Source organism: Microbacterium sp. E-13 (assembly GCF_049912955.1).
Taxonomy (GTDB): Bacteria; Actinomycetota; Actinomycetes; order Actinomycetales; family Microbacteriaceae; genus Microbacterium.
In genome coordinates this window covers 1,349,798-1,368,741 of record NZ_CP183973.1, presented here as the reverse complement: position 1 = coordinate 1,368,741, position 18,944 = coordinate 1,349,798, and the positions used below count along the sequence as shown (strand labels likewise).

The 18,944-nt window shown below is 71.2% G+C and carries 15 protein-coding genes; 5 read left to right on the top strand and 10 right to left on the bottom strand.

The features are described from left to right. Positions 1–24: 24 nt before the first annotated feature. Positions 25–1,935 carry a lipase family protein gene (locus ACN9MP_RS06125; protein ID WP_426324542.1) on the bottom strand — a complete coding sequence of 637 codons (1,911 nt, stop codon included), beginning with the start codon at positions 1,933–1,935 and terminating at the stop codon, positions 25–27. A gap of 92 nt (positions 1,936–2,027) precedes the next feature. On the opposite strand from ACN9MP_RS06125, the gene ACN9MP_RS06120 reads away from it, so the two are divergent. Beyond that, positions 2,028–2,885, top strand: coding sequence for a DUF1206 domain-containing protein (locus ACN9MP_RS06120; RefSeq protein ID WP_426324540.1), 858 nt, complete (start codon positions 2,028–2,030; stop codon positions 2,883–2,885). Positions 2,886–2,948: 63 nt separating this feature from the next. Then, positions 2,949–3,470: a pyridoxamine 5'-phosphate oxidase family protein gene (locus ACN9MP_RS06115; protein ID WP_426324538.1), complete on the top strand. Its 522-nt coding sequence runs from the start codon at positions 2,949–2,951 to the stop codon at positions 3,468–3,470. A 68-nt stretch (positions 3,471–3,538) separates the two neighbouring features. On the opposite strand, the gene ACN9MP_RS06110 is transcribed toward ACN9MP_RS06115, so the two are convergent. Together ACN9MP_RS06110 and ACN9MP_RS06105 are read right to left on the bottom strand one after the other, a co-directional pair. Then, positions 3,539–5,602 (bottom strand): PhoX family protein, encoded by a 2,064-nt coding sequence (locus ACN9MP_RS06110; RefSeq protein WP_426324536.1) that lies wholly within the window; start codon positions 5,600–5,602, stop codon positions 3,539–3,541. A gap of 164 nt (positions 5,603–5,766) precedes the next feature. Next, positions 5,767–6,810: a TIGR00730 family Rossman fold protein gene (locus ACN9MP_RS06105; RefSeq protein ID WP_426324535.1), complete on the bottom strand. Its 1,044-nt coding sequence runs from the start codon at positions 6,808–6,810 to the stop codon at positions 5,767–5,769. A 238-nt stretch (positions 6,811–7,048) separates the two neighbouring features. Here ACN9MP_RS06105 and ACN9MP_RS06100 point away from each other — a divergent pair, with 238 nt between their 5' ends. Both ACN9MP_RS06100 and ACN9MP_RS06095 read left to right on the top strand, forming a co-directional pair. Continuing rightward, a complete protein-coding gene (locus ACN9MP_RS06100; RefSeq protein ID WP_426324533.1) occupies positions 7,049–7,960 on the top strand; it encodes a hypothetical protein in 912 nt (303 codons plus the stop codon). After that, positions 7,960–8,574 (top strand): hypothetical protein, encoded by a 615-nt coding sequence (locus ACN9MP_RS06095; protein ID WP_426324531.1) that lies wholly within the window; start codon positions 7,960–7,962, stop codon positions 8,572–8,574. Before ACN9MP_RS06100 ends, ACN9MP_RS06095 begins: the two co-directional genes overlap by 1 nt. On the opposite strand, the gene ACN9MP_RS06090 is transcribed toward ACN9MP_RS06095, so the two are convergent. From ACN9MP_RS06090 to ACN9MP_RS06080, 3 genes are read right to left on the bottom strand one after another with little or no spacing between them, the layout of a single operon-like run. Then, positions 8,561–10,360, bottom strand: a complete 1,800-nt coding sequence (locus ACN9MP_RS06090) for a proline--tRNA ligase (RefSeq protein WP_426324529.1) — start codon at positions 10,358–10,360, stop codon at positions 8,561–8,563. The two genes, ACN9MP_RS06095 and ACN9MP_RS06090, sit on opposite strands and share 14 nt — an antisense overlap. 40 nt (positions 10,361–10,400) lie before the next feature. Beyond that, a complete protein-coding gene (locus ACN9MP_RS06085) occupies positions 10,401–11,561 on the bottom strand; it encodes a hypothetical protein (RefSeq protein ID WP_426324527.1) in 1,161 nt (386 codons plus the stop codon). Next, complete coding sequence (locus ACN9MP_RS06080) at positions 11,558–12,097, bottom strand: RNA polymerase sigma factor (protein ID WP_426324525.1); 540 nt, start codon at positions 12,095–12,097, stop codon at positions 11,558–11,560. Before ACN9MP_RS06080 ends, ACN9MP_RS06085 begins: the two co-directional genes overlap by 4 nt. Positions 12,098–12,319: 222 nt before the next feature. Between ACN9MP_RS06080 and ACN9MP_RS06075 the strand changes: the two genes are divergently transcribed. Further along, positions 12,320–13,762, top strand: coding sequence for an RNB domain-containing ribonuclease (locus tag ACN9MP_RS06075; RefSeq protein ID WP_426324523.1), 1,443 nt, complete (start codon positions 12,320–12,322; stop codon positions 13,760–13,762). 28 nt (positions 13,763–13,790) lie between these two features. Here ACN9MP_RS06075 and ACN9MP_RS06070 read toward each other — a convergent pair whose 3' ends face one another. The 4 genes from ACN9MP_RS06070 to nhaA are packed head-to-tail and all read right to left on the bottom strand — an operon-like array spanning position 13,791 to position 18,897. Continuing rightward, positions 13,791–14,990: a benzoate/H(+) symporter BenE family transporter gene (locus tag ACN9MP_RS06070; RefSeq protein WP_426324521.1), complete on the bottom strand. Its 1,200-nt coding sequence runs from the start codon at positions 14,988–14,990 to the stop codon at positions 13,791–13,793. Continuing rightward, complete coding sequence (locus ACN9MP_RS06065) at positions 14,987–15,733, bottom strand: metallophosphoesterase family protein (protein WP_426324519.1); 747 nt, start codon at positions 15,731–15,733, stop codon at positions 14,987–14,989. Before ACN9MP_RS06065 ends, ACN9MP_RS06070 begins: the two co-directional genes overlap by 4 nt. Positions 15,734–15,776: 43 nt before the next feature. After that, entirely contained in the window at positions 15,777–16,928 is a 1,152-nt protein-coding gene (gene ispG / locus ACN9MP_RS06060; protein ID WP_426324517.1) for a flavodoxin-dependent (E)-4-hydroxy-3-methylbut-2-enyl-diphosphate synthase, read from the bottom strand. 52 nt (positions 16,929–16,980) lie between these two features. Further along, entirely contained in the window at positions 16,981–18,897 is a 1,917-nt protein-coding gene (gene nhaA / locus ACN9MP_RS06055; protein ID WP_426324515.1) for a Na+/H+ antiporter NhaA, read from the bottom strand. Positions 18,898–18,944 lie beyond the last annotated feature (47 nt).

Sequence of the window (18,944 nt, the reverse complement as noted above, 5' to 3'; positions counted from 1 at the left end):
CGGTGGTCCCCCGCTGAGCCCTGCCTAGCGCGCCGGGCAGTCGTCGACATGCGTGTCGGCACGGCCGAACCGCGCGGCCGTCCAGTCGATCAGCACCGGCACGAAGTGGGAGCCCGGCAGCAGCGTCTGCAGGTGGTCGTAGCCGGCGTACTCCAGGCTGCGCACCTGCTCGCCCTGGGCGCACAGCCGGTCGACGAACCGGCGCTGCAGGTGGGGCGGGATCACCTCGTCGGCATCCCCCCAGGCGATCAGGAACGGCTGCCCCCAGGGGCCTGCGGGCGTGTTCTCCTCGAGACGGCGACCGAGCGCACCCGTCGCGAGGTCGCCGACATAGAGCGGACGATCCTCCGAGACGCCGAGGGCCGCCGCGACCGATACGATCACGCCCGGCTCGGAGGGGCACCGCTGGGTCATCTCACGGACGATCGCCTCGGACCCCGGCGCGATGTAGCGCGCGAGGTCGACGTCGTCATACGTGTCGGCATACGGCACGAGCACCCACGAGATGAGGATGGTCAGCAGGGCGTTGCCCCCGCCGCTCGTGAGCTCCTCGGCGAGCTCCACCGGCTCGGCGGCCGGTGCGAGCAGGGCGGTGCCGCGCACATCCAGGTCGGGCGCGTACTCGGCCGCGATCTGCGACGTCCACAGCGCGGCGTGGCCGCCTTGCGAGTGACCCCACGCGACGGTGCGGCCGGAGAGGGTGACCCCGTCCAGCTCCCGCGCCGCGATGACGGCGTCCAGCGACGACCGCGCCTCGCCGCGGCCGATCAGATAGGGGAAGACGCCGGGCGCGCCCTGGCCCGAGTAGTCGGACGCCACCACGACCCATCCGTTCGCGACCGCCTGGTCGAGACCGGGGATCGCCCACTTCGTCGCGGACGCATCGCGCAGGCTCGGCGCGCAGCCTCGTGCGACGCCCGTGGTCCCGTGATTCCACACCACCACCGGGCGCGGTCCGGGCGGCGGATCGTGCGGGACGATCACGAGCGCACTGGCGACCGCGGGCTGGCCGACGGCGTCGCGGGTCGTGTAGAGGATGCGGTGGACGTCGGCGCCCGCCGGCTTCTGGCCCGCGAAGTCGTCCACGCGGATGAGGCGGCCATGGTCGTACGGCACGACCGCCGGGGGGTCGTAGAAGGCGTCGACGACCTGTGCGCCGTCCTCCAGCCACGAGTTCGCCCACCAGCCGCCGACGGCGAGCGCGATGAGAAGCCCCGAGAGCGCGTATCGCCCGGTCGCCAGCCAGGCCGCGCGCGCGCGGCCGGGCGGGCGCCGCCCCGTGCCGGATCGCGGAACGGATGCCGCAGCCCGAGGCGCGGCATCCGCATCCGCGTCGTCCTCGACGGGCCGCCCGGTCGCCGGAACGGAGCGCCGCCCCTCGACGAACGCCCGCACCGCGCGGACGAGCAGCGTCGCCCCGAACACGATCGTGCGGAGGCCGAAGATGACGGCGGCCACGAGCACGGTCACGTCAGGCCACGCGTACGACAGGACGCCGAACGCGATCTGGGAGCCGCCCCATACGGCCGCGAGGACGCGCTCGCTCACGCTTCCCCGCGACACCGCGTCCCACAGGGACGCCAGCCCGCCCAGAACCAGCAGGAGGGCGATGATCTCCGGCAGCAGCTCGAGGGTGCGGCCGAGACCCAGGAGGATCGCGAGTCCGAGCGCGATCCACGCCGCGCCGAAGGCGAGACGCGACCACAGCGGCGTCTCGGGGGCCGAGAGCATGCGCGCGACTCCGGAGAACACGGCGCTCAGACCGACATAGACGGTGAGCAGGACCAGTGAGGTCAGCGGACGCGTGATGATGAGCAGTCCGACGAGGAGCGCGAGAGCACCCACCAGCACCAGCACGAAGGGCGGGGCGCCGCGCACCAGCCGCGGCACCACGCTCCATCCGGCGGGGAGCGGCCGGCGGGCCTCGCGGATCATCCCCCCAAGATAGGACGGCCATCCTGGGAGGAGCGGAGGCGCGGCCCGTCAAGGCCCCTGTTCGGGCGGGGACGCCGGTCTACCGTGAAAGGGTGACGACCGGCACCGGCGTGAAGGGCAACGCCAAACAGCTCGCCCGTGACGCGGAGTCGAGCGGCCTCTTCGAGGGGCTGGCGCGCGCGGGCTACGTCGCCAACGGCATCATCCATGCGCTCATCGGTGTCATCGTTCTCGTGATCGCCTCGGGCGGCAAGGGCGAAGGCGATCAGGCGGGGGCGATGAAGGCGGTGGCCGCCGCGCCCGCGGGCGTCGTCGTGCTGTGGCTGATCGCGATCGGCCTGTGCGCGCTCGGGGTGTGGCACGCGGCCGAAGGGATGTTGGCCCGGGACCGCTCGGGCGGCAACGGGGCTGTCGCCCGCAGGTGGGGTCGCCGCCTCGGCGAGTGGGGACAGGCGTCGGTGTTCCTGGCCCTGGGCGTGATCGCGGCGGCGATCGCGATCGGCGCGCGGCCTGACGCGAACCAGACGGCAGAGGACGCCAGCCGCGACCTGATGCGGATACCGGGCGGGTCGATCGTGCTCGCCCTCATCGGTCTCGCCATCGGCATCGGCGGCGTCGCCTTCATCAGCATGGGCGTGATGCGCAGCTTCCGCTCGCGTATGCGCATCCCCGACGGCGCCCTGGGACGGTGGATCACCGTACTGGGCGTGGCGGGCTTCGTCGCCAAGGGGGTCGCCCTCGCGGGCCTGGGCGTGCTCGTCGTCGTCGCTGCCCTCGTGACGGATCCTCAGGCGGCGGGCAGCCTGGATGCCGCGGTCGACGCCATCCTGGCGCTCCCGCTGGGACCCGTCCTCGCCTGGACCATCGGGATGGGCTTCTTCGCCTACGCCGCCTTCACGATCGCCCGCGCCCGCTTCGCCCGCATGGACGCGGCCCCCGAACGGAGGTAGGCCGCCGCATCCGTGGTGTCAATGGCCTGGCGCGCTCGCCCGGCCCGCCGCGAGGGTGGGGTGATGACGCACACAGAAGAGGATCTCGTGACGGGACCCGAGGCGATCGCCCGGGTCAAAGAGCTCGTTGAGGACATCGACTTCACGATGCTGACCACCCGCGACCCTGCCGGCAATCTCGTGAGCCGTCCCATGAGCACGCGGCAGATGGACGATGCGGGCGACATCTGGTTCTTCACCCTCGCCGGCACGAGCAAGGTCGCCGAGTCACAGGCCGACCCCCAGCACGACGTGGGCCTGTCGTATCTGGACTCGAAGGGCCATCGGTACGTGTCGGTGGCGGGGCGCGCCGAGATCGTCCGCGACGACGCGAAGATGAAGGAGCTCTACTCCCCCGACCTCGACATCTGGTTCGAGGACGGCCTCGACACCCCGGGGATCGTGCTGCTGCGCGTGACGCCCGTCGAGTGCGAGTTCTGGGAGCCCAAGCACGGCAAGCTCGTCACCGCGGCCGGGATGCTGAAAGCGCTGGTGACGAGGGACACGCCCGACGACACGATGTCGCACGGACGGGTCACCTGCTGAGGACAGACGCTGACGACGCCGCGTCCCCGTGCTCGGGAGACGCGGCGTCGTCGTCGGGGCGCGGCGGGTCAGGCGCGGTAGACCTGGACCACCGAAGGCCGGGGCGCCGTCGGCGCGTCGCCGGGCTCGGCAGAGCCGTAGTCGGGGAACAGCGACGTCGGCGCAGCGAACGTCCCGCCCTCTCCCGGGTGCTGCACGGCGACGAACACGAGGCCGTCCTGGTCGTGGATCACCGGACCGCAGGTCTCGGCCTCGCGCGGCACGGCGAGGAACTGCTGCACGTGACCGCGTTCGGCGCCCTCGAGGGGCACGAGGAAGAGCCCGTCGTTGTAACCGATGGTGCTCGGCGCGCCGTCGGTCGAGATCCACAGGTTGCCCGCGGAGTCGAAGGCGATGTTGTCGGGACAGGAGATCGGCGAGACGAGCTCCTTCGGGAAGCCCGCGAAGTACGAGTTCGCGAAGACCGCGGGGTCGCCGCAGAGCAGCAGGATGCTCCACCCGAACGTCGTGCCGGACTGGCCCGCCGTCTCGGTGAGCTCGACGACATGGCCGTAGCGGTTGCCCGTGACCGGGTTCGCCTCGTCGATCGTCGCCGCCGAGCGGGCGGAGTTGTTCGTCAGGGCCAGGTAGACCTTGCCGGTCTTGGGGCTCGGCTCGACGTCCTCGGGGCGATCCATCTTCGTCGCGCCCACGGCATCCGCCGCCAGGCGCGTGTAGACGAGCACCTGGTCGGCGGTGAAACCCGGAACCATCGATCGGCCGTCCTGCGTGAGCGGCAGCCAGGTGCCGGAGCCGTCGAACAGACCGTCGCCGGGCAGCGCGCCCGTGCCGGTGATCTCACCGGCCGGTGAGTTGCCCGAGAACTTCGCCACGTACAGGTCGCCCTCGCTCAGCAGCTCGAGGTTCTTCTTCCGCGACCCCGAGATCCTGTTCTTCGATACGAACTTGTAGAGATAGTCGTTGCGCTCGTCGTCGCCCATGTAGGCGACGACCCGACCGTCCTCGGCCACGATCACGTTCGCGCCCTCGTGCTTGAAGCGGCCCATCGCCGTGTGCTTCCGCGGCGTCGAGGTCGGGTCCTGCGGGTCGATCTCGACGATGTACCCGAAGCGGTTGGGCTCGTTGACGTAGTCGGGGTCGTGCGCGTCGAAGCGGGGGTCGTACTTCTCCCAGCCCGTCTCCGTCGCGGTGGACGACGTCGACTGGTAGCGCTTCTGCGCCGGGGTGTCGGCGGCCCAGGCGAAGTAGCCGTTGAAGTTCTCTTCGCCCGAGAGGATCGTTCCCCACGGCGTCGTTCCGCCGGCGCAGTTGCCGAGCGTGCCCCGCACCCACCGCCCCTCGGGGTCGGCTGCGGTCTTCACGAGATCGCTGCCGGCGGCAGGGCCGGTGAGCTCGAACACCGTCTCGACGGTGATGCGGCGATTGCGCTTCCCGTCGACGACGTACGACCAGGGCGCGCCGGTGCGCCGGCGCTCGATCTCGACGACGGACATGCCCTGCGCGGCCTTGAAGATGTCGCCGCGGCGCTGGAGCTCGGCCGGGTCGGTCGAGGGCGGGAACATGATGCCCGGATTGCAGTACTCGTGGTTGTTCACCAGCACGCCCGTCTTGCCGCTCGGGTCGGCGACGATGTCGAGATAGTCGCTGTTGTAGCCGAACTGGAGCCCCTGAGCGGCAGCCGTCTGCGCGTGCACGTCGAACACCGGTGCGTTCGAGAACAGCGGGTCTCCCCATCGGATGATCGGCTGCCACGTGTAGCCGTCGGGCACGACGAAGTCGTCGACGAAGCGGTTCACCGGTGAGATCGCGTCGAAGGGGAGGCTCCCGCCCACCGGTCGCGCGAAGGCGGCGCCGGCCCCGCCGGCACCCGAGGAGCCGGGGCCCGACACCGGCGCCTGGCCACGCATCCCGCCGACGGCGATCGCGACGGCGCCCGCTGCGCCGAGGCCCAGCAGGGCGCGGCGCGAGAGCGCCGCCGACGCCACCTCCTGGAAGCTCTCGTTGTGCGACGAGTTGCACTCGGGACCGAGGCACGCGCTCGCGCACTTGTACTGGCAGGTCACGGCCAGGCGCTTTCCCCGGGCGTGCTCGGCCAGGGGAAGGGAACGGCGGAATCCTTCGACGATGCTCACGGGCGTCCTCTCTGCACAACGGCGTCTGTCGGGGCTGCACCAGCCTCGGCCCGCGCGGCGACCACCGCGCGAATCACAGGTGAACGGCAGACGACCGGAGTGTGAGAAGCCTTCTCATGGTGGGACGGATGCTGCGACCGTGGCCGCAGCGCGCGCTTCGGCGTTCAGGGAGCCGGCGCGGACTCCAGCTCGTTGATCGCCGCGATCAGGCGGTACAGCTGGCCCACCCGGAACTGGTTGAGCCGCAGGACCAGCCGCGGAAGCTCCAGGCGATCGTCGTCCTCGCGCTCGACCGTCAGGGGCCCGCGCAGCTCGATCCCACCCTCGCTGACGAGATCGCCGAAGCGCGCGTTCAGCGCCGCGATCTCGGCATCCGTCGGCTCCGCCTTCAGCCTCAGCACCAGGCGCTTGCCGACCCACCGCAGCGAGTCGTAGTTGCGGTAGAACCCGGTCAGCTCGTCGACCGCCGCCTCGACCGAGTCGGTGATGAGCACGCGGTCGAAGTCGCCCTCCGAGATGACGTTCGAGGAGAGGAGGTAGTCGTCGACGAAGCGCCGGAGCCCCGACCAGAACGTTCCGCCCGGGGCGTCGAGGAGCACGATCGGAGTCGGATCGGCCTTGCCCGTCTGCTGCAGCGTCAGCAGCTCGAACATCTCGTCCAGGGTGCCGAATCCGCCGGGTACGCAGACGAAGCCGCGGGACTCCTTCACGAGCATGAGCTTGCGCGTGAAGAAGTACTTCATCGCCACGTTGCGCGCCGTGGCGCCGACCACCGCGTTCGGCTTCTCCTCGAACGGCAGCCGGATCGACACGCCGAGCGAATGATGCGGCCCCGCACCCTCGGCCGCCGCCTGCATGATGCCGGGCCCGGCGCCGGTCACGACCATCCAGCCGCGCTCGGCGAGCGCCGCGGCGACCTCTGAGGCCTGCCGGTAGAGCGCATCGTCGGGGAGGGTGCGGGCTGAGCCGAAGATCGTCACCTTGGGGACGTCCTCGTACGGGGCGAACAGCTGGAAGGCCGCCCGCATCTCGGTGAGCGCCGCGCTCGCGATCTTCAGGTCGAGCCGGTCGGCCTCATCGAGGCCGAGGCCGACGCCGGTTGCGAGGATGCGCGCCACGAGGTCGGTGTTCTCGGTGATCCCGGCGTCGTCGAGGATCCGTCGAAGATCCTCGGTCACTTCTGGAGGCACCGCCGCGCTGTGGTTCATGGGTCCACGTTGCCACGTCTTGACCATCCGCAGGCGTCGGACAGGCGAACGTCGGATACACCGTTGTATCCGCAGCCGCCGCGGGTGCATCATTCGTGTGGGGACATGGTGTTCGCAGGGGTGCGGAGACCGCTGGGGGTGCGACGTGGGCGCAGACGAGCCGCCAAGCCGAGACGGCGAAACGAGTGGCGCGACCGCAGGTGACGGCTACGGGCCGGCAGTAACCGGGGAGGGACCGGTGCTGCAGGCCGAAGATGCCGCGACCGCCTACTCCATCCCACCGGACGGCCCGCCGCCGGCATTCGGGCGAGGCCCGGCGGCGCGTGCACGACCAGGGGTGCCGGCCCTCCTCGCCCTCGTGTTCGGCGCCCTGGCGGCCGTCTCGTGCGTGCTCCTTTTCCTCCCCGCCTGGAACTCGTCTGCCGGGCCGTGGGTCACCATGGCACTCGCCGGCACCGGTGTCGCCGCGGGCATCGTGGCTCTCGAGCCGGGAGGGCGTCGCTGGCCGGGCGCAGCGACGGGGGTGGTGATGGCGCTCGTCGCCGGAGTTTTCGGCGCGGCGAGCGCGATCCCCCAGCCCGATCTCGCAATCCATGCCTACGGCTATGCGGACTGCCAGCCGCTGTCGGAAACGCCACCCGACGGCTTCGACGAAGAGGCCTACTACTCGGCCTTCTTCGCACCCGACCTGGTGGGTATCGACACCCTGACCGAACCGTCGTTCCCGTACGGCAGGTCCGTCACAGTGGCGCCTACGGGAGCGACGGATCCGCGCGACATCGCCATCTTCACGGTGGACGACCCCGTGGACGTGACCGACAAGGCCGCCGCGCCGCCGCAGAAGGGCGTGTATGTCGCCGTTCCCATCACGATGGAAGCGACGCCCGGCGGCGGGCTGGAGTGCTTCTCGTGGAACGCGCCTCCGAGCTATTGGTTCGTGTACGACGGCCAGGGCCCGGGATACACGCAGGTGTCGATCCCCGGGTATCCGACCATCGAGGATGGCGGGCGCGACAACGGCGACGGCACCTTCACGTACTACGACATCTTCGACGTCTCCCCAGAAGACGTGTCCAACGGCGGATTCGAACTCGACCTGCTCGAACCCGACGGGACGGTCAAGCCGGTCTTCTGGGCGGAGGAACCGTGATGAGCACCCCGATCAACATCGAACAGTCAGCGGAGCCCGCGCTCCCGCCGCCCCACGCGCCGTGGCCCGTGGTCGGCGCGTTCTACCTCTGGTGGGTGCTCATCGTCGTGCAGTCCATCGGGCTCGCCTGGATGGGACTCGTGTTCGGTCAGGCCGCGCGGGTCGGGGGCCCGGCCTGGGACATCCTGTTCGTCTACGTGCCGATCGGGCTTCCGATCCTCGCACTCGTGGTGGTCGAGGTCGTCTTCGTGGTGCGCCTGAGGCGTGCGAGCCGGGCCGCGCGTGTCGTGCTGGCGATCCTCGCGCTCCCCACCGCGGGAGCCGCGATGGTGATCGTGTCGAACATGTGGTCGGCCGGACTGGCTGCGGCAGCGTCGGTCTCGTTCGCCGGCCCGAACCTCACTGGCGTCTGGATGGCCTGGGTCCTCATCGGCGCGCTGTTCCTCATCGCGATCGCCGCGGCCATCCTGCCGTTCCTACGGCCGGCGAGCCGGTACTTCTCGAAGAAGCCGCACGCCGACCCTGCCCCGTCCGCGTTCCAGCCGGTCGTCGCCGAGCCGGCCTCACCCGAGCGGGTCCCGACGGAGGGGCCTCCGACCCTCAGCGAGCGCTGAGGCGGGTGACCGCCTCGGCCACCGACACGACCTCGCGGTCGCCCGTGCGGCGGTCCCAGAGCTCGACCTGGCCCTCGGCGGCGCCGCGGCCCACGATCACGATCTTGGGGACGCCCACGAGCTCCGCGTCGGCGAACTTCACGCCGGGCGACACCTTGGGCCGGTCGTCGTACAGCACGTCGAGGCCGGATGACTCGAGATCGGCCGACAGCTGCGCCGCGACGTCGAACACCGCGGCGTCGCGGCCGGCGGCGACGACCTGAACGTCGAACGGGGCCACCGACGCGGGCCAGATGAGGCCGCGATCGTCGTTGTTGAGCTCGGCGATGATCGCGAGGATGCGGGTGACGCCGATGCCGTACGACCCCATCGTGACGGTGACGAGCTTGCCGTTCTCGTCGAGCACCTTGAGCCCGAGCGCGTCGGCGTACTTGCGCCCGAGCTGGAACACATGGCCGATCTCCATGCCGCGGGCGAGCTCGACCGGGCCCGAGCCGTCGGGCGCGGGATCGCCGGCGCGCACGTTCGAGACCTCGACGAATCCGTCACCGGTGAAATCCCGGCCGGCGACGAGCGTGTGCACGTGCTTCTGGTCGATGTTGGCCCCGGTGATCCAGGCGGTGCCGTCGACGACGCGCGGGTCGAGCAGGTAGCGGATGCCGGTGGCCGACTCCTCGCCGAACACCGGTCCCGTCTCGGACCACGGGCCGATGTAGCCCTTCACCAGGAGCGTGTTCTTCGCGAAGTCCTCCTCGGTCGCCGCCTCGACGGCGGCCGGGGCGAAGGCCACCTCGACGCGCTTCTCGTCGACCTCACGGTCGCCCGGAACCCCGACGATCACCAGCTCGCGCGTCCCATCGAGATGGGTGAGCGCCAGCACGACGTTCTTGAGGGTGTGCGCCGCGGTCCATTCGGTGACGCCGTCGGTCGCGGGGCCCGCGATACCGGGCGCCGGGCCGTCGAGGTGCGCGTTGGCGTGGTCGACGAGCGTCTGGATCGTGGGGGTGTCGGGCGAGTCGAAGACGACCGGCGCGCCGAGCCCGTCGAACGGGATCGCCTCCGGCGCGATCGTCGTGAACGCCTCGACGTTCGCGGCATAGCCGCCCGTGGAGCGCACGAACGTGTCTTCCCCGACCGCCGTCGGGTGCAGGAACTCCTCGGAACGCGAACCGCCCATCGCCCCGGCATCCGCCTGAACGATCACGTACTCGAGACCCAGCCGCTGGAAGATCCGCTCGTAGGCGTCGCGCTGCGCCTGATAGCTCGCGTCGAGACCCGCGTCCGAGGCGTCGAAGGAGTACGCGTCCTTCATGGTGAACTCGCGCCCGCGCAGGAGACCGGCGCGAGGGCGGGCCTCATCACGGTACTTGTCCTGGATCTGGTAGATCGTCAGGGGCAGGTCTTTGTACGACGAGTAGAGGTCCTTGACGAGGAGCGTGAAGACCTCTTCGTGCGTGGGGGCGAGAAGGTAGTCGGCCTCCTTGCGGTCCTGCAGGCGGAACAGCGCGTCGCCGTACTCCTCCCAGCGACCGGTGGCCTCGTAGGGCTCGCGCGGGAGCAGCGCCGGGAAATGCACCTCGTAGGCGCCCGCGTTCGCCATCTCTTCGCGGATGACCTGTTCGACCTTCGCCTTCACCCGCAGGCCCAGCGGCAGCCACGCGAAGATGCCCGGCGCCTGGCGGCGGATGTAGCCGGCGCGCACGAGCAGCCGGTGGCTCGTGACTTCGGCATCGGCGGGGTCTTCACGGAGCGTGCGGAGGAAGAAGTGCGACAGACGGGTGACCACGAGCACCCAGTCTAGGTCCGACGGATGCCGCGCCCCGGCGTCACGGGTGCATCGAGGCGAACACGACCTCGGCGAGCGGGACGGCCTCGGACGTCTGCCGCACGATGTCGGGCGTGACCATCAGCATGTTCACGCCGTCGGTCGCCACGATGACCTCGCCCGATCCCTCGTACCGGTCGAGCCCCGGCACGATGACGGCGGCCCGCGTCCCGCTCACCGTCACCGGGCTCGCGCCGTCCGCGCCGGCCGCGGTCGGGAACGTGGACGCCCCGCCCGGGACGACGTCGATGCGCACCACCTCTCCGGTCGAGGTGTCGCCGCTTCCGGACGTGAAGTGGAGTTCGCACGAGTATGCCGCGCCGGCGAGCGAGACGATCGCCTCCGGGTGCACACCCGGATCGGAGGTGGTCGGCTCGAGCAGCGCGATCCGTTCGAAGCCGTACAACGCGGGATCGATCTGCGAGACCAGCGAGGCGCAGTCCGGCTGAGCCCACCACTGCGACGTCCGGGTGGCGGGCGTCGCGCGAGGGTGATCGCCCAGCCGCGCGGCGGCAGCCGTGTACAGCGCGTCGACGCCGGACGCGGAGACCTGGTCGGCGGGACCGGAGGCCCGGATCAGCAGCCACGTCCCGTCCACGACGCCGGACGCCGTGCACGTGACCCCGCCGCCGTTGCCGGAGTCGACGCAGCCCTCCGCAACCGCATCGCGGACGGCGGCCGGCACGACGGACTCGGGGTACGCGAACAGGTGCACGTTCGCCGTCAGGTAGGCCTCCTCCGAGACCCACACGCAGTCGATGCCGCCGAGCACGTCGTTCGCGCCGGTCCGCCAGCGGTAGTCGGAACGGACCATGCCGATGCCCCGGAGCGCGTCGACCTCCTGGTCGGTGAGAGTGGCGGCGCAGTCGCCGCCGAAGGCGGGAACCCCGTCCGTGTCGGTGGCGGGGCCGGAGTCCTCGGGCGTCGGCGACGGCGCCGGTTCCGTGGCGGTCGCGGTCGACACGGGGCCGGGCGCGGCGCCCGAGCCGAGCAGCGCCGCCGTCGTGAACGCGCCACCCGTGACGGCGCCGACCAGCACGAGCGCGACCGCGCCGGCGACCATGGTGGTGCGGTGGCGGCCGACGGGCTTCACCCGCTGAGTGCCGGCCAGCACCACATCGCGCATCTCGTCGTGCTCGCGGGGCGAGAGTCCCTCGTTCATGACCACACCCCCTCGATCGTCGCGAGCTCATCTCGAAGCTTCGCCTTTGCCCGCGCCAGCCGGGACTTGACCGTCCCCACGGGGATGCCCAGCGTCTCGGCCGCCGCGCGGTCCGGGTAACCCTCGAGCACGGTCAGCACGACCACGCTCTGCTCGCGCGCCGGCAGCCGGCGCAGCGCAGCCAGCACTCCGCTCTCATCCGCCGCCGACGGCGACGGCACGTCGTGGGGCGCCGGAGTACGTGCGAGCAGCGCGCGGTAGCGTCGGCTCGAGCGCTCCAGGTTGCGTGCGGAGTTCGCCACGGTGTTGAGCAGCCAGGGCAGCGGCGACCCGTCTACCAGCCGCACCGACTCCCGCCTGCGCCACAGCTCGAAGAACGCGATGGTCACGGCATCCTTCGCATCCTCGCGATGAGTCAGCAGCCGCCGCGCATGGCGGAACAGGCGCGCCTCGTGCCGGTCGAACAGCGTTCCCAGCGCGGACTCGTCGCCGTCGCACACCCGCCCCCACAGCGAGGCGTCCTGCTCATCGCTCATACCCTGTAGTGTCCGGCATCGCCGGATCGGTTCCCGCGCGGCGCACGGGTCTGTGGGGCTGCGGGATGGACGCGCTGCCCGTTCACGGTGAAAGCGCCGGGCCCGATCGTGCATCAGGGGCCCCGACCAGCGCTTCGGGCCCGGTTCTGCCCGCTCGTTTGGCAACCGCGCCGGCCCAGGCCCGCTCCCAGGCGCGCGCGGGGTGCGGCCTACACTGATCGGGTGTCCGCCCACCGACCCCGCCTCGTCCCGGTGCGCGCCCACGACGAACTGGTCGAGTCGCTCGCGAGCCTGCGTGCCGAGCTGGAGCTGCCCGAGGCGTTCCCCGCCGAAGTCGAGAACGAAGCGGTCCGGGCCGTGCGAACAGTGTCGGCCGAGCCGGCGAACGCCCGGCTGGACGACCTGCGTCAGATCGACTTCGTGACGATCGACCCGGCCGGCTCGACCGACCTCGATCAGGCGCTGCACCTGGAGCGCACCGCCACCGGTGCAGTCCTCCACTACGCGATCGCCGATCTTCCGGTCTTCGTGACGCCTGGTGGCGCGATCGACGGGGAGGCGCGTCGACGGGGTCAGACGCTGTACGCCGCGGACGGCCGCATCCCGCTGCATCCCGTCGTCATCAGCGAGGACGCCGCCTCACTCCTGCCCGGCCGCGACCGGCGCGCGTTCGTCTGGCGATTCGTGCTCGACGACGGCGCACGTCCGCTCGAGACGACGCTGCGGCGCGGCGTGATCCGCTCGCGGGCGCAGTGGAGCTACGCCGACGCACAGGCGTCGATCGACGCCGGTGCCGCTCCGTCCGCGCTGCAGGCGCTGCCGTGGTTCGGCCGCCGGCGGCTCGAACGCGAGGCCGAGCGCGGCGGCGCGAGCCTGAACGTACCGGAGGTCCGCATCGTCGCCGATCACGACGGGTACCGCCTCGAGCGCGACGCGCCGCTTCCCGTCGAGGACTGGAACGCCCAGGTCTCGCTGCTCACCGGCATGGCGGCCGCCGACCTCATGCTGCGCGGCGGCATCGGGATCCTCCGCACCATGCCGGCGGCTGACGCCGACGACGTCGCCGCGTTCCGGGCGCTGACGGCCGCGCTGGGCATGCCGTGGGCCGCCGGTGTCGAGTACGGCGACTACCTCCGCACCCTCGACCGCGGCTCACCCTCGGCGCTCGCGATCCTCGATGCCGCAACAGGGCTCTTCCGGGGCGCCGGCTACGCCGCCTTCGACGGGGCCCCGCCCGCCGATCCGCTGCAGGCGGCGATCGCCGCACCCTATGCGCACGCCACCGCGCCACTGCGGCGACTCGTCGATCGATGGTCGCTCGTCATCTGCGACGCGCTCGCGAACCGCCACGAGATCCCGGACTGGGCGCGCGAGAGCCTGGGATCGCTTCCGAAGATCATGGCGCGCAGCGAGGGCCTCGCGAATCGGCTGGATGCCGCCACGCTGGACCGCGTCGAAGCGGCACTCCTTTCGGGTCGCCAGGGCAGCACGTTCCAAGGAGTGGTCCTCACCCAGCGCAGCGACGGGACGCGGGTGCAGCTGGCGGAGCCGCCGGTCTCGGCGAAGGTGACCGGCCTGGATGCCCCGGCCGGCAGCACGGTCCGCCTGCGGCTGAAGACCGCCGACATCGCCAGTGGCACCGTCGTGCTCGAACCCGCGGCGTAAGTTCGCGCGGCTCACGCCGCAGGCGGCACTAGCGCCGGCCGAAGTGGAGCACCTCGCGCACGACGAGCCCCGCGACGAGCGCCCAGAACGCCGCGCTGACACCGGCGATCGCGACCCCCGACGCCGCCACCAGGAACGTGACGACGGCCGGCAGCCGCTCCCCCGGGTCGTCGATGGCCTGCTGCACGGCCGACCCGAACGCGCCGAACAGTGCGATGCCGGCGACCGCGGGGATGACCGCCTCCGGAGCCACGACCACGAGCGCGACCAGCGCCGACGAGAGACCGCCCAGCGCGATGCCGCTCACCCCGGTCGACAGCCCCGCGACCCAGCGCCGGCGCGGGTCGGGGTCGGCATCCGGCGCGGCGGCGAGCGCGGCGCTGATCGCGGCGAGGTTGATCGCGTGCCCGCCGGCTGTGGCGCCGAGCGCCGTGCCGACACCCGTGACGAGCATCGCGGGCCGCCACGGCACCTGGTAGCCGAAGCTGCGCATGATCGCGACGCCGGGCACATTCTGCGACGCCATCGTCACGAGGAACAGCGGCAATGCGAGCCCCATCACGGCGCCGAACGTGAGGGTCGGCGCGGTGAACTCCAGCCTCGGCACGAGCAGCGCCGGGTCGATCGTCGCGCCGGTGGTCGCGACATCCACTCCGATGACGACGGATGCCGCGACGAATGCCAGCGGAACGGCCCAGCGTGGTGCCAGCCGGACGAAGAGCAGCCACGTGAGAAGGACCGGCACGACGCCCCAGGGATTCGCCACGACCCCGGTGACCGGCGCGAGGCAGAGCGGCAGCAGGACGCCGGCGAGCATGGCCTGGGCGATCGACGGCGGGATGCGGGCGATGAGCCGTCCGAGCTGGGGCCAGAGGGCGGTCAGCAGAATGAGGCCGGCGGTGACGAGGAAGGCGCCGACTGCCGCCGGCCAGCCGCCCTCGACAGCGCCGGTGGCGGCGAGCACCGCGGCACCGGGCGTGGACCACGCGACGGTGATCGGCATGCGGTAGCGGGTCGCCAGCAGGATTCCGGAGGCGCCCATCGTGAGGCACAGCACCAGCAGGCCGCTCGCCGCCTGCGCGCGCGAGGCGCCGACGGCGTCGAGGCCCGTGAGGACCACCGCGAACGAGCTCGTGACGCCGACGAGGGCGGTCACGACGCCCGCGACCACGGGGCGTGAGAGCGGAGCCGTCGCCTCGGGTGCGTCGGAACCCGCAGGTCGGCTCACGATGCCTGCCGCCCCCGGAATACCGCCGTGCGGAGCTCGACCTCCCAGACGTCGCGCTGCGGCATCCCGAGGTCACGGGCCACCGCGATCTCGGCTTCCACGTCGTACGGCACGCGAACGAACCGGACCTCGAACGGGGCGGGACCCGCCGCATCGAGCAGGCCCTCGAGGATCACGTAGCTCGGCGTCGGCTCGTCGAGCGGGTTGCCCACGCTCCCGACGTTGAACAGTGTGCGTCCGTCGTGCGAGTGGATGTAGGCATCGTGCACGTCGCCGTAGCCGACGACCGTCGGCTCGGGGCCGTGGCCCGTCATCTCGGTGGCACGGAACATCGCGTCGAACTGCTCCTCGCTGTGCCGGAAACGCACGCGCACGTGCGGGCTCTCGGCCGACGCGTGGAAGAGGCGGATGCGCCGCCCGCTCATCAGGAGGTCATGGCTGAGCGGGAGGCGCGCCAGCCATTCCCGCTGGTCGGCGGACAGCTCGTCGCGCCACCAGCGCATCTCCGAGGGCCCGTCGTCGCCGATCGTGCCGATGAAGTCGTCCCAGTTGCCGCGGATGTTCACCTCGCACGCCGCCCGCACGCGGCCGGTCGTCGCGGATCCCCGCGGACCCTTGCCGACGTTGTCGCCGAGGTTGAAGATCCGGCCGATCCCGCGCGCCGCGATGTCGTCGAGCACGGCGTCCAGCGCCGTCAGGTTGCCGTGGACGTCGGAGATGAGCGCGATCCGATCGAGTGACACCCTCGGATCATTTCACGGCCGTCGTGACCGGCGGTTGTCGCGGTCAGGACGTGACGACCTGCGCGGTGCCGGCCGGCGCGTTCGGCCCCATCTCGTCGGCGATGCGGTTCGCCTCCTCGATCAACGTGGCGACGATGTCGGCCTCGGGCACCGTCTTGATGACCTGGCCCTTCACGAAGATCTGCCCCTTGCCGTTGCCGGACGCGACGCCGAGGTCGGCTTCGCGGGCCTCACCGGGCCCGTTCACCACGCACCCCATCACCGCGACGCGCAGCGGCACGGTCATGTCTTTGAGGCCCTCGGTGACGTTGTCGGCGAGCGAGTAGACGTCGACCTGCGCCCGGCCGCACGAGGGGCACGAGACGATCTCGAGCTTGCGCTCGCGGAGATTCAGCGACTGCAGGATCTGATGCCCGACCTTGACCTCCTCCGCCGGCGGGGCCGAGAGCGACACGCGGATCGTGTCGCCGATGCCCTCGGCGAGCAGGATGCCGAAGGCGGTCGCCGACTTGATCGTGCCCTGGAACGCCGGGCCGGCCTCGGTCACGCCGAGGTGAAGAGGCCAGTCGCCCCGCTCGGCGAGCAGCCGGTACGCCTTGACCATCACGATCGGGTCGTTGTGCTTGACCGAGATCTTGAAGTCGTGGAAGTCGTGCTCCTCGAAGAGGGAGGCCTCCCATACGGCGCTCTCGACGAGCGCTTCGGGAGTCGCCTTGCCGTACTTCTCCAGCAGGCGCCTGTCGAGCGATCCGGCGTTCACACCGATGCGCAGCGAGACCCCCGCGGCCTTCGCGGCCGCGGCGATGGCACCCACCTGGTCGTCGAACTTGCGGATGTTGCCCGGATTCACGCGCACCGCGCCGCAGCCGGCGTCGATCGCCTGGAAGACGTACTTCGGCTGGAAATGGATGTCGGCGATCACCGGGATCTGGCTCTTCGCGGCGATGATGTGGAGCACGTCCGCGTCGTCCTGGGAGGGCACGGCGACGCGCACGATCTCGCAGCCGGAGGCCGTCAGCTCGGCGATCTGCTGCAGCGTGGCGTTGATGTTCGTGGTCGGGGTCGTGGTCATCGACTGGACGCTGATGGGGGCGTCGCCGCCTACCAGCACCTTGCCCACCCTGATCTGGCGGGTCTTGCGACGGGGGGCGAGCGTTTCGGGGACCTTGGGCATCCCGAGATTCACAGCTGGCACGCTGACAGCCTACGCGGCCGACCTGACGGTGGCTCGGATCAGCCGGGCGACCCTATACCCCGGGCGCCGCCGAGTCCCCCGTCACCGCCCGGAGGGAGTCGACGGGCTGCGGGGCGGACTCCGTCAATGCGCGGACCAGTGTCTGCGCGTCGTACGGGCCGGTGTGCCGTCTGCCGTTCACGAAGAACGTCGGCACGGAGGTGATGTCCATCGCCTCCGCGTCGAGCATGTCGTCGCGCACCCGCCCGGTGACCTTGGGCGAGCTCAGGTCGGCCTCGAACCGGTCGACATCGAGCCCGAGGTCGCGGGCGCGGCGGATGATGTCGGACGGCAGCTGGTGGTCCTGATCGGCGAAGAGGCTTCGCGAGAACTCGGGGAGCATCCCCTGCAGCGCGGCGGCCTCGGCGGCCTCCGCCGCGGCGAGCGCGTTCGGGTGCTGTCGCTCCAGAGGCGCGTGGCGCCACACGTAGCGCAACTGGTCGCCGAGCTGCTCTCGCACCTCCTGGATCGAGCCGGAGGCCTTCGAGCAGAACGGGCACTGGAAGTCGCCGTACTCGACGATGGTCAGCGGCGCGTCGACGTCGCCGTAGATGTGGTCTCGCTGGGGATCGACCGGGCGGACGAGGGTGCGGCCGCCGTCGTCGTCGGGCCGCCGGGCGTCGGAGATGCGGAACACGATCGTGGCCAGCACGAAGGCGAGCACCGATGCCGCCAGCACCCCGACGCGCGCCTCGTTCTGCACGTCGGGGTCGGCGATCGCCAGGTCGATGATGAACAGCGAGATGGTGAAGCCGATGCCGCACAGCATCGCGCCCCCGGCGATCCTGTCGAGGGTGAGCCCGAGCCCGAACTCGCCCAGCTTGAGGAGCCTGAGGATCGCGGCGGAGCCGAACACGCCGATGAACTTGCCGGCAACGAGGCCGACCACGATCGCCCAGGTCACGGGTGAGGCCGCCGCCGCCGCGAGGATCGGCCCGGAGAGCTCGACGCCGGCGTTGGCGAGGGCGAACAGCGGCAGGATCACATACGCGACGTAGGGCGCGTACGCCGACTGCAGCCGCTCGTTGATCGAGATCGACTCGCGCAGGCTGTTGGCCGCCTGACGCGCGTAGTCGCTGTTGGGCGATTGGCGGAACACCCGCGCGAGTTCGAGCGCCTGCTCGACGTCGCGGCGGTTCGGCCGGTAGACCGGGATGAGGAGGGCGATCGCGACGCCGGCGAGCGTCGGATGAACCCCGGCCGCCAGAAATGCGAGCCACACGATGATCGACAGCGTCGCATAGATCGGACCACGTCCCCGCGGTACGTAACGTGTGAAGAAGATGCCCGCGAGCCCGACGGCGGCGACGAGCAGCGGCAGCGGCGTGAAGCTCTCCGTGTAGAAAAGCGCGATGATGCTGAGCGCCCCGATGTCGTCGACCACCGCAAGGGCGAGGAGGAACACCCGCAGCCGGCCCGACGCCCGGGGACCGATCAGGGCCAGGGCGCCCACGAGGAACGCGGTGTCGGTCGAGATCACGACACCCCACGCGTGAGCCTCACCCGTCCCCGCCGCGATCGCGAGGAAGAGCGCAGCCGGCACGACGAGACCGGCGACCGCGGCGACCACCGGGATGAGGGCGCGGGACCAGCTCGTCAGCTCGCCGATGGCGAACTCGCGGCGCACCTCGAGGCCCACCGTGAAGAAGAAGATCGCCATGAGGGCGTCGTTGACCAGCGCATGCAGCGTGAACTCGAGGTGGATGTCGCCGAAGCCGATGGACAGCTCGGTCTCCCAGAAGTCGTGGTAAGAACTCGCCGAGACGTTCGCCCACACGATCGCGAGCACCGTCGCGAGAACCAGCAGGAGCGCGCCCGTGCGCTGCTCGCCCATGTTCAGGATGCGGTCGGCGATGGAGGCGGGCCTGCCCCGACGCGGCCGCGACGCGCCGGCTTCGGTGGTGCTCTGGGTAGGAGTGATCTGGCTCATGGCGGGGCTCCGCAGCGCGGGGATACGAGAAACGGGTCGGCCTCAGT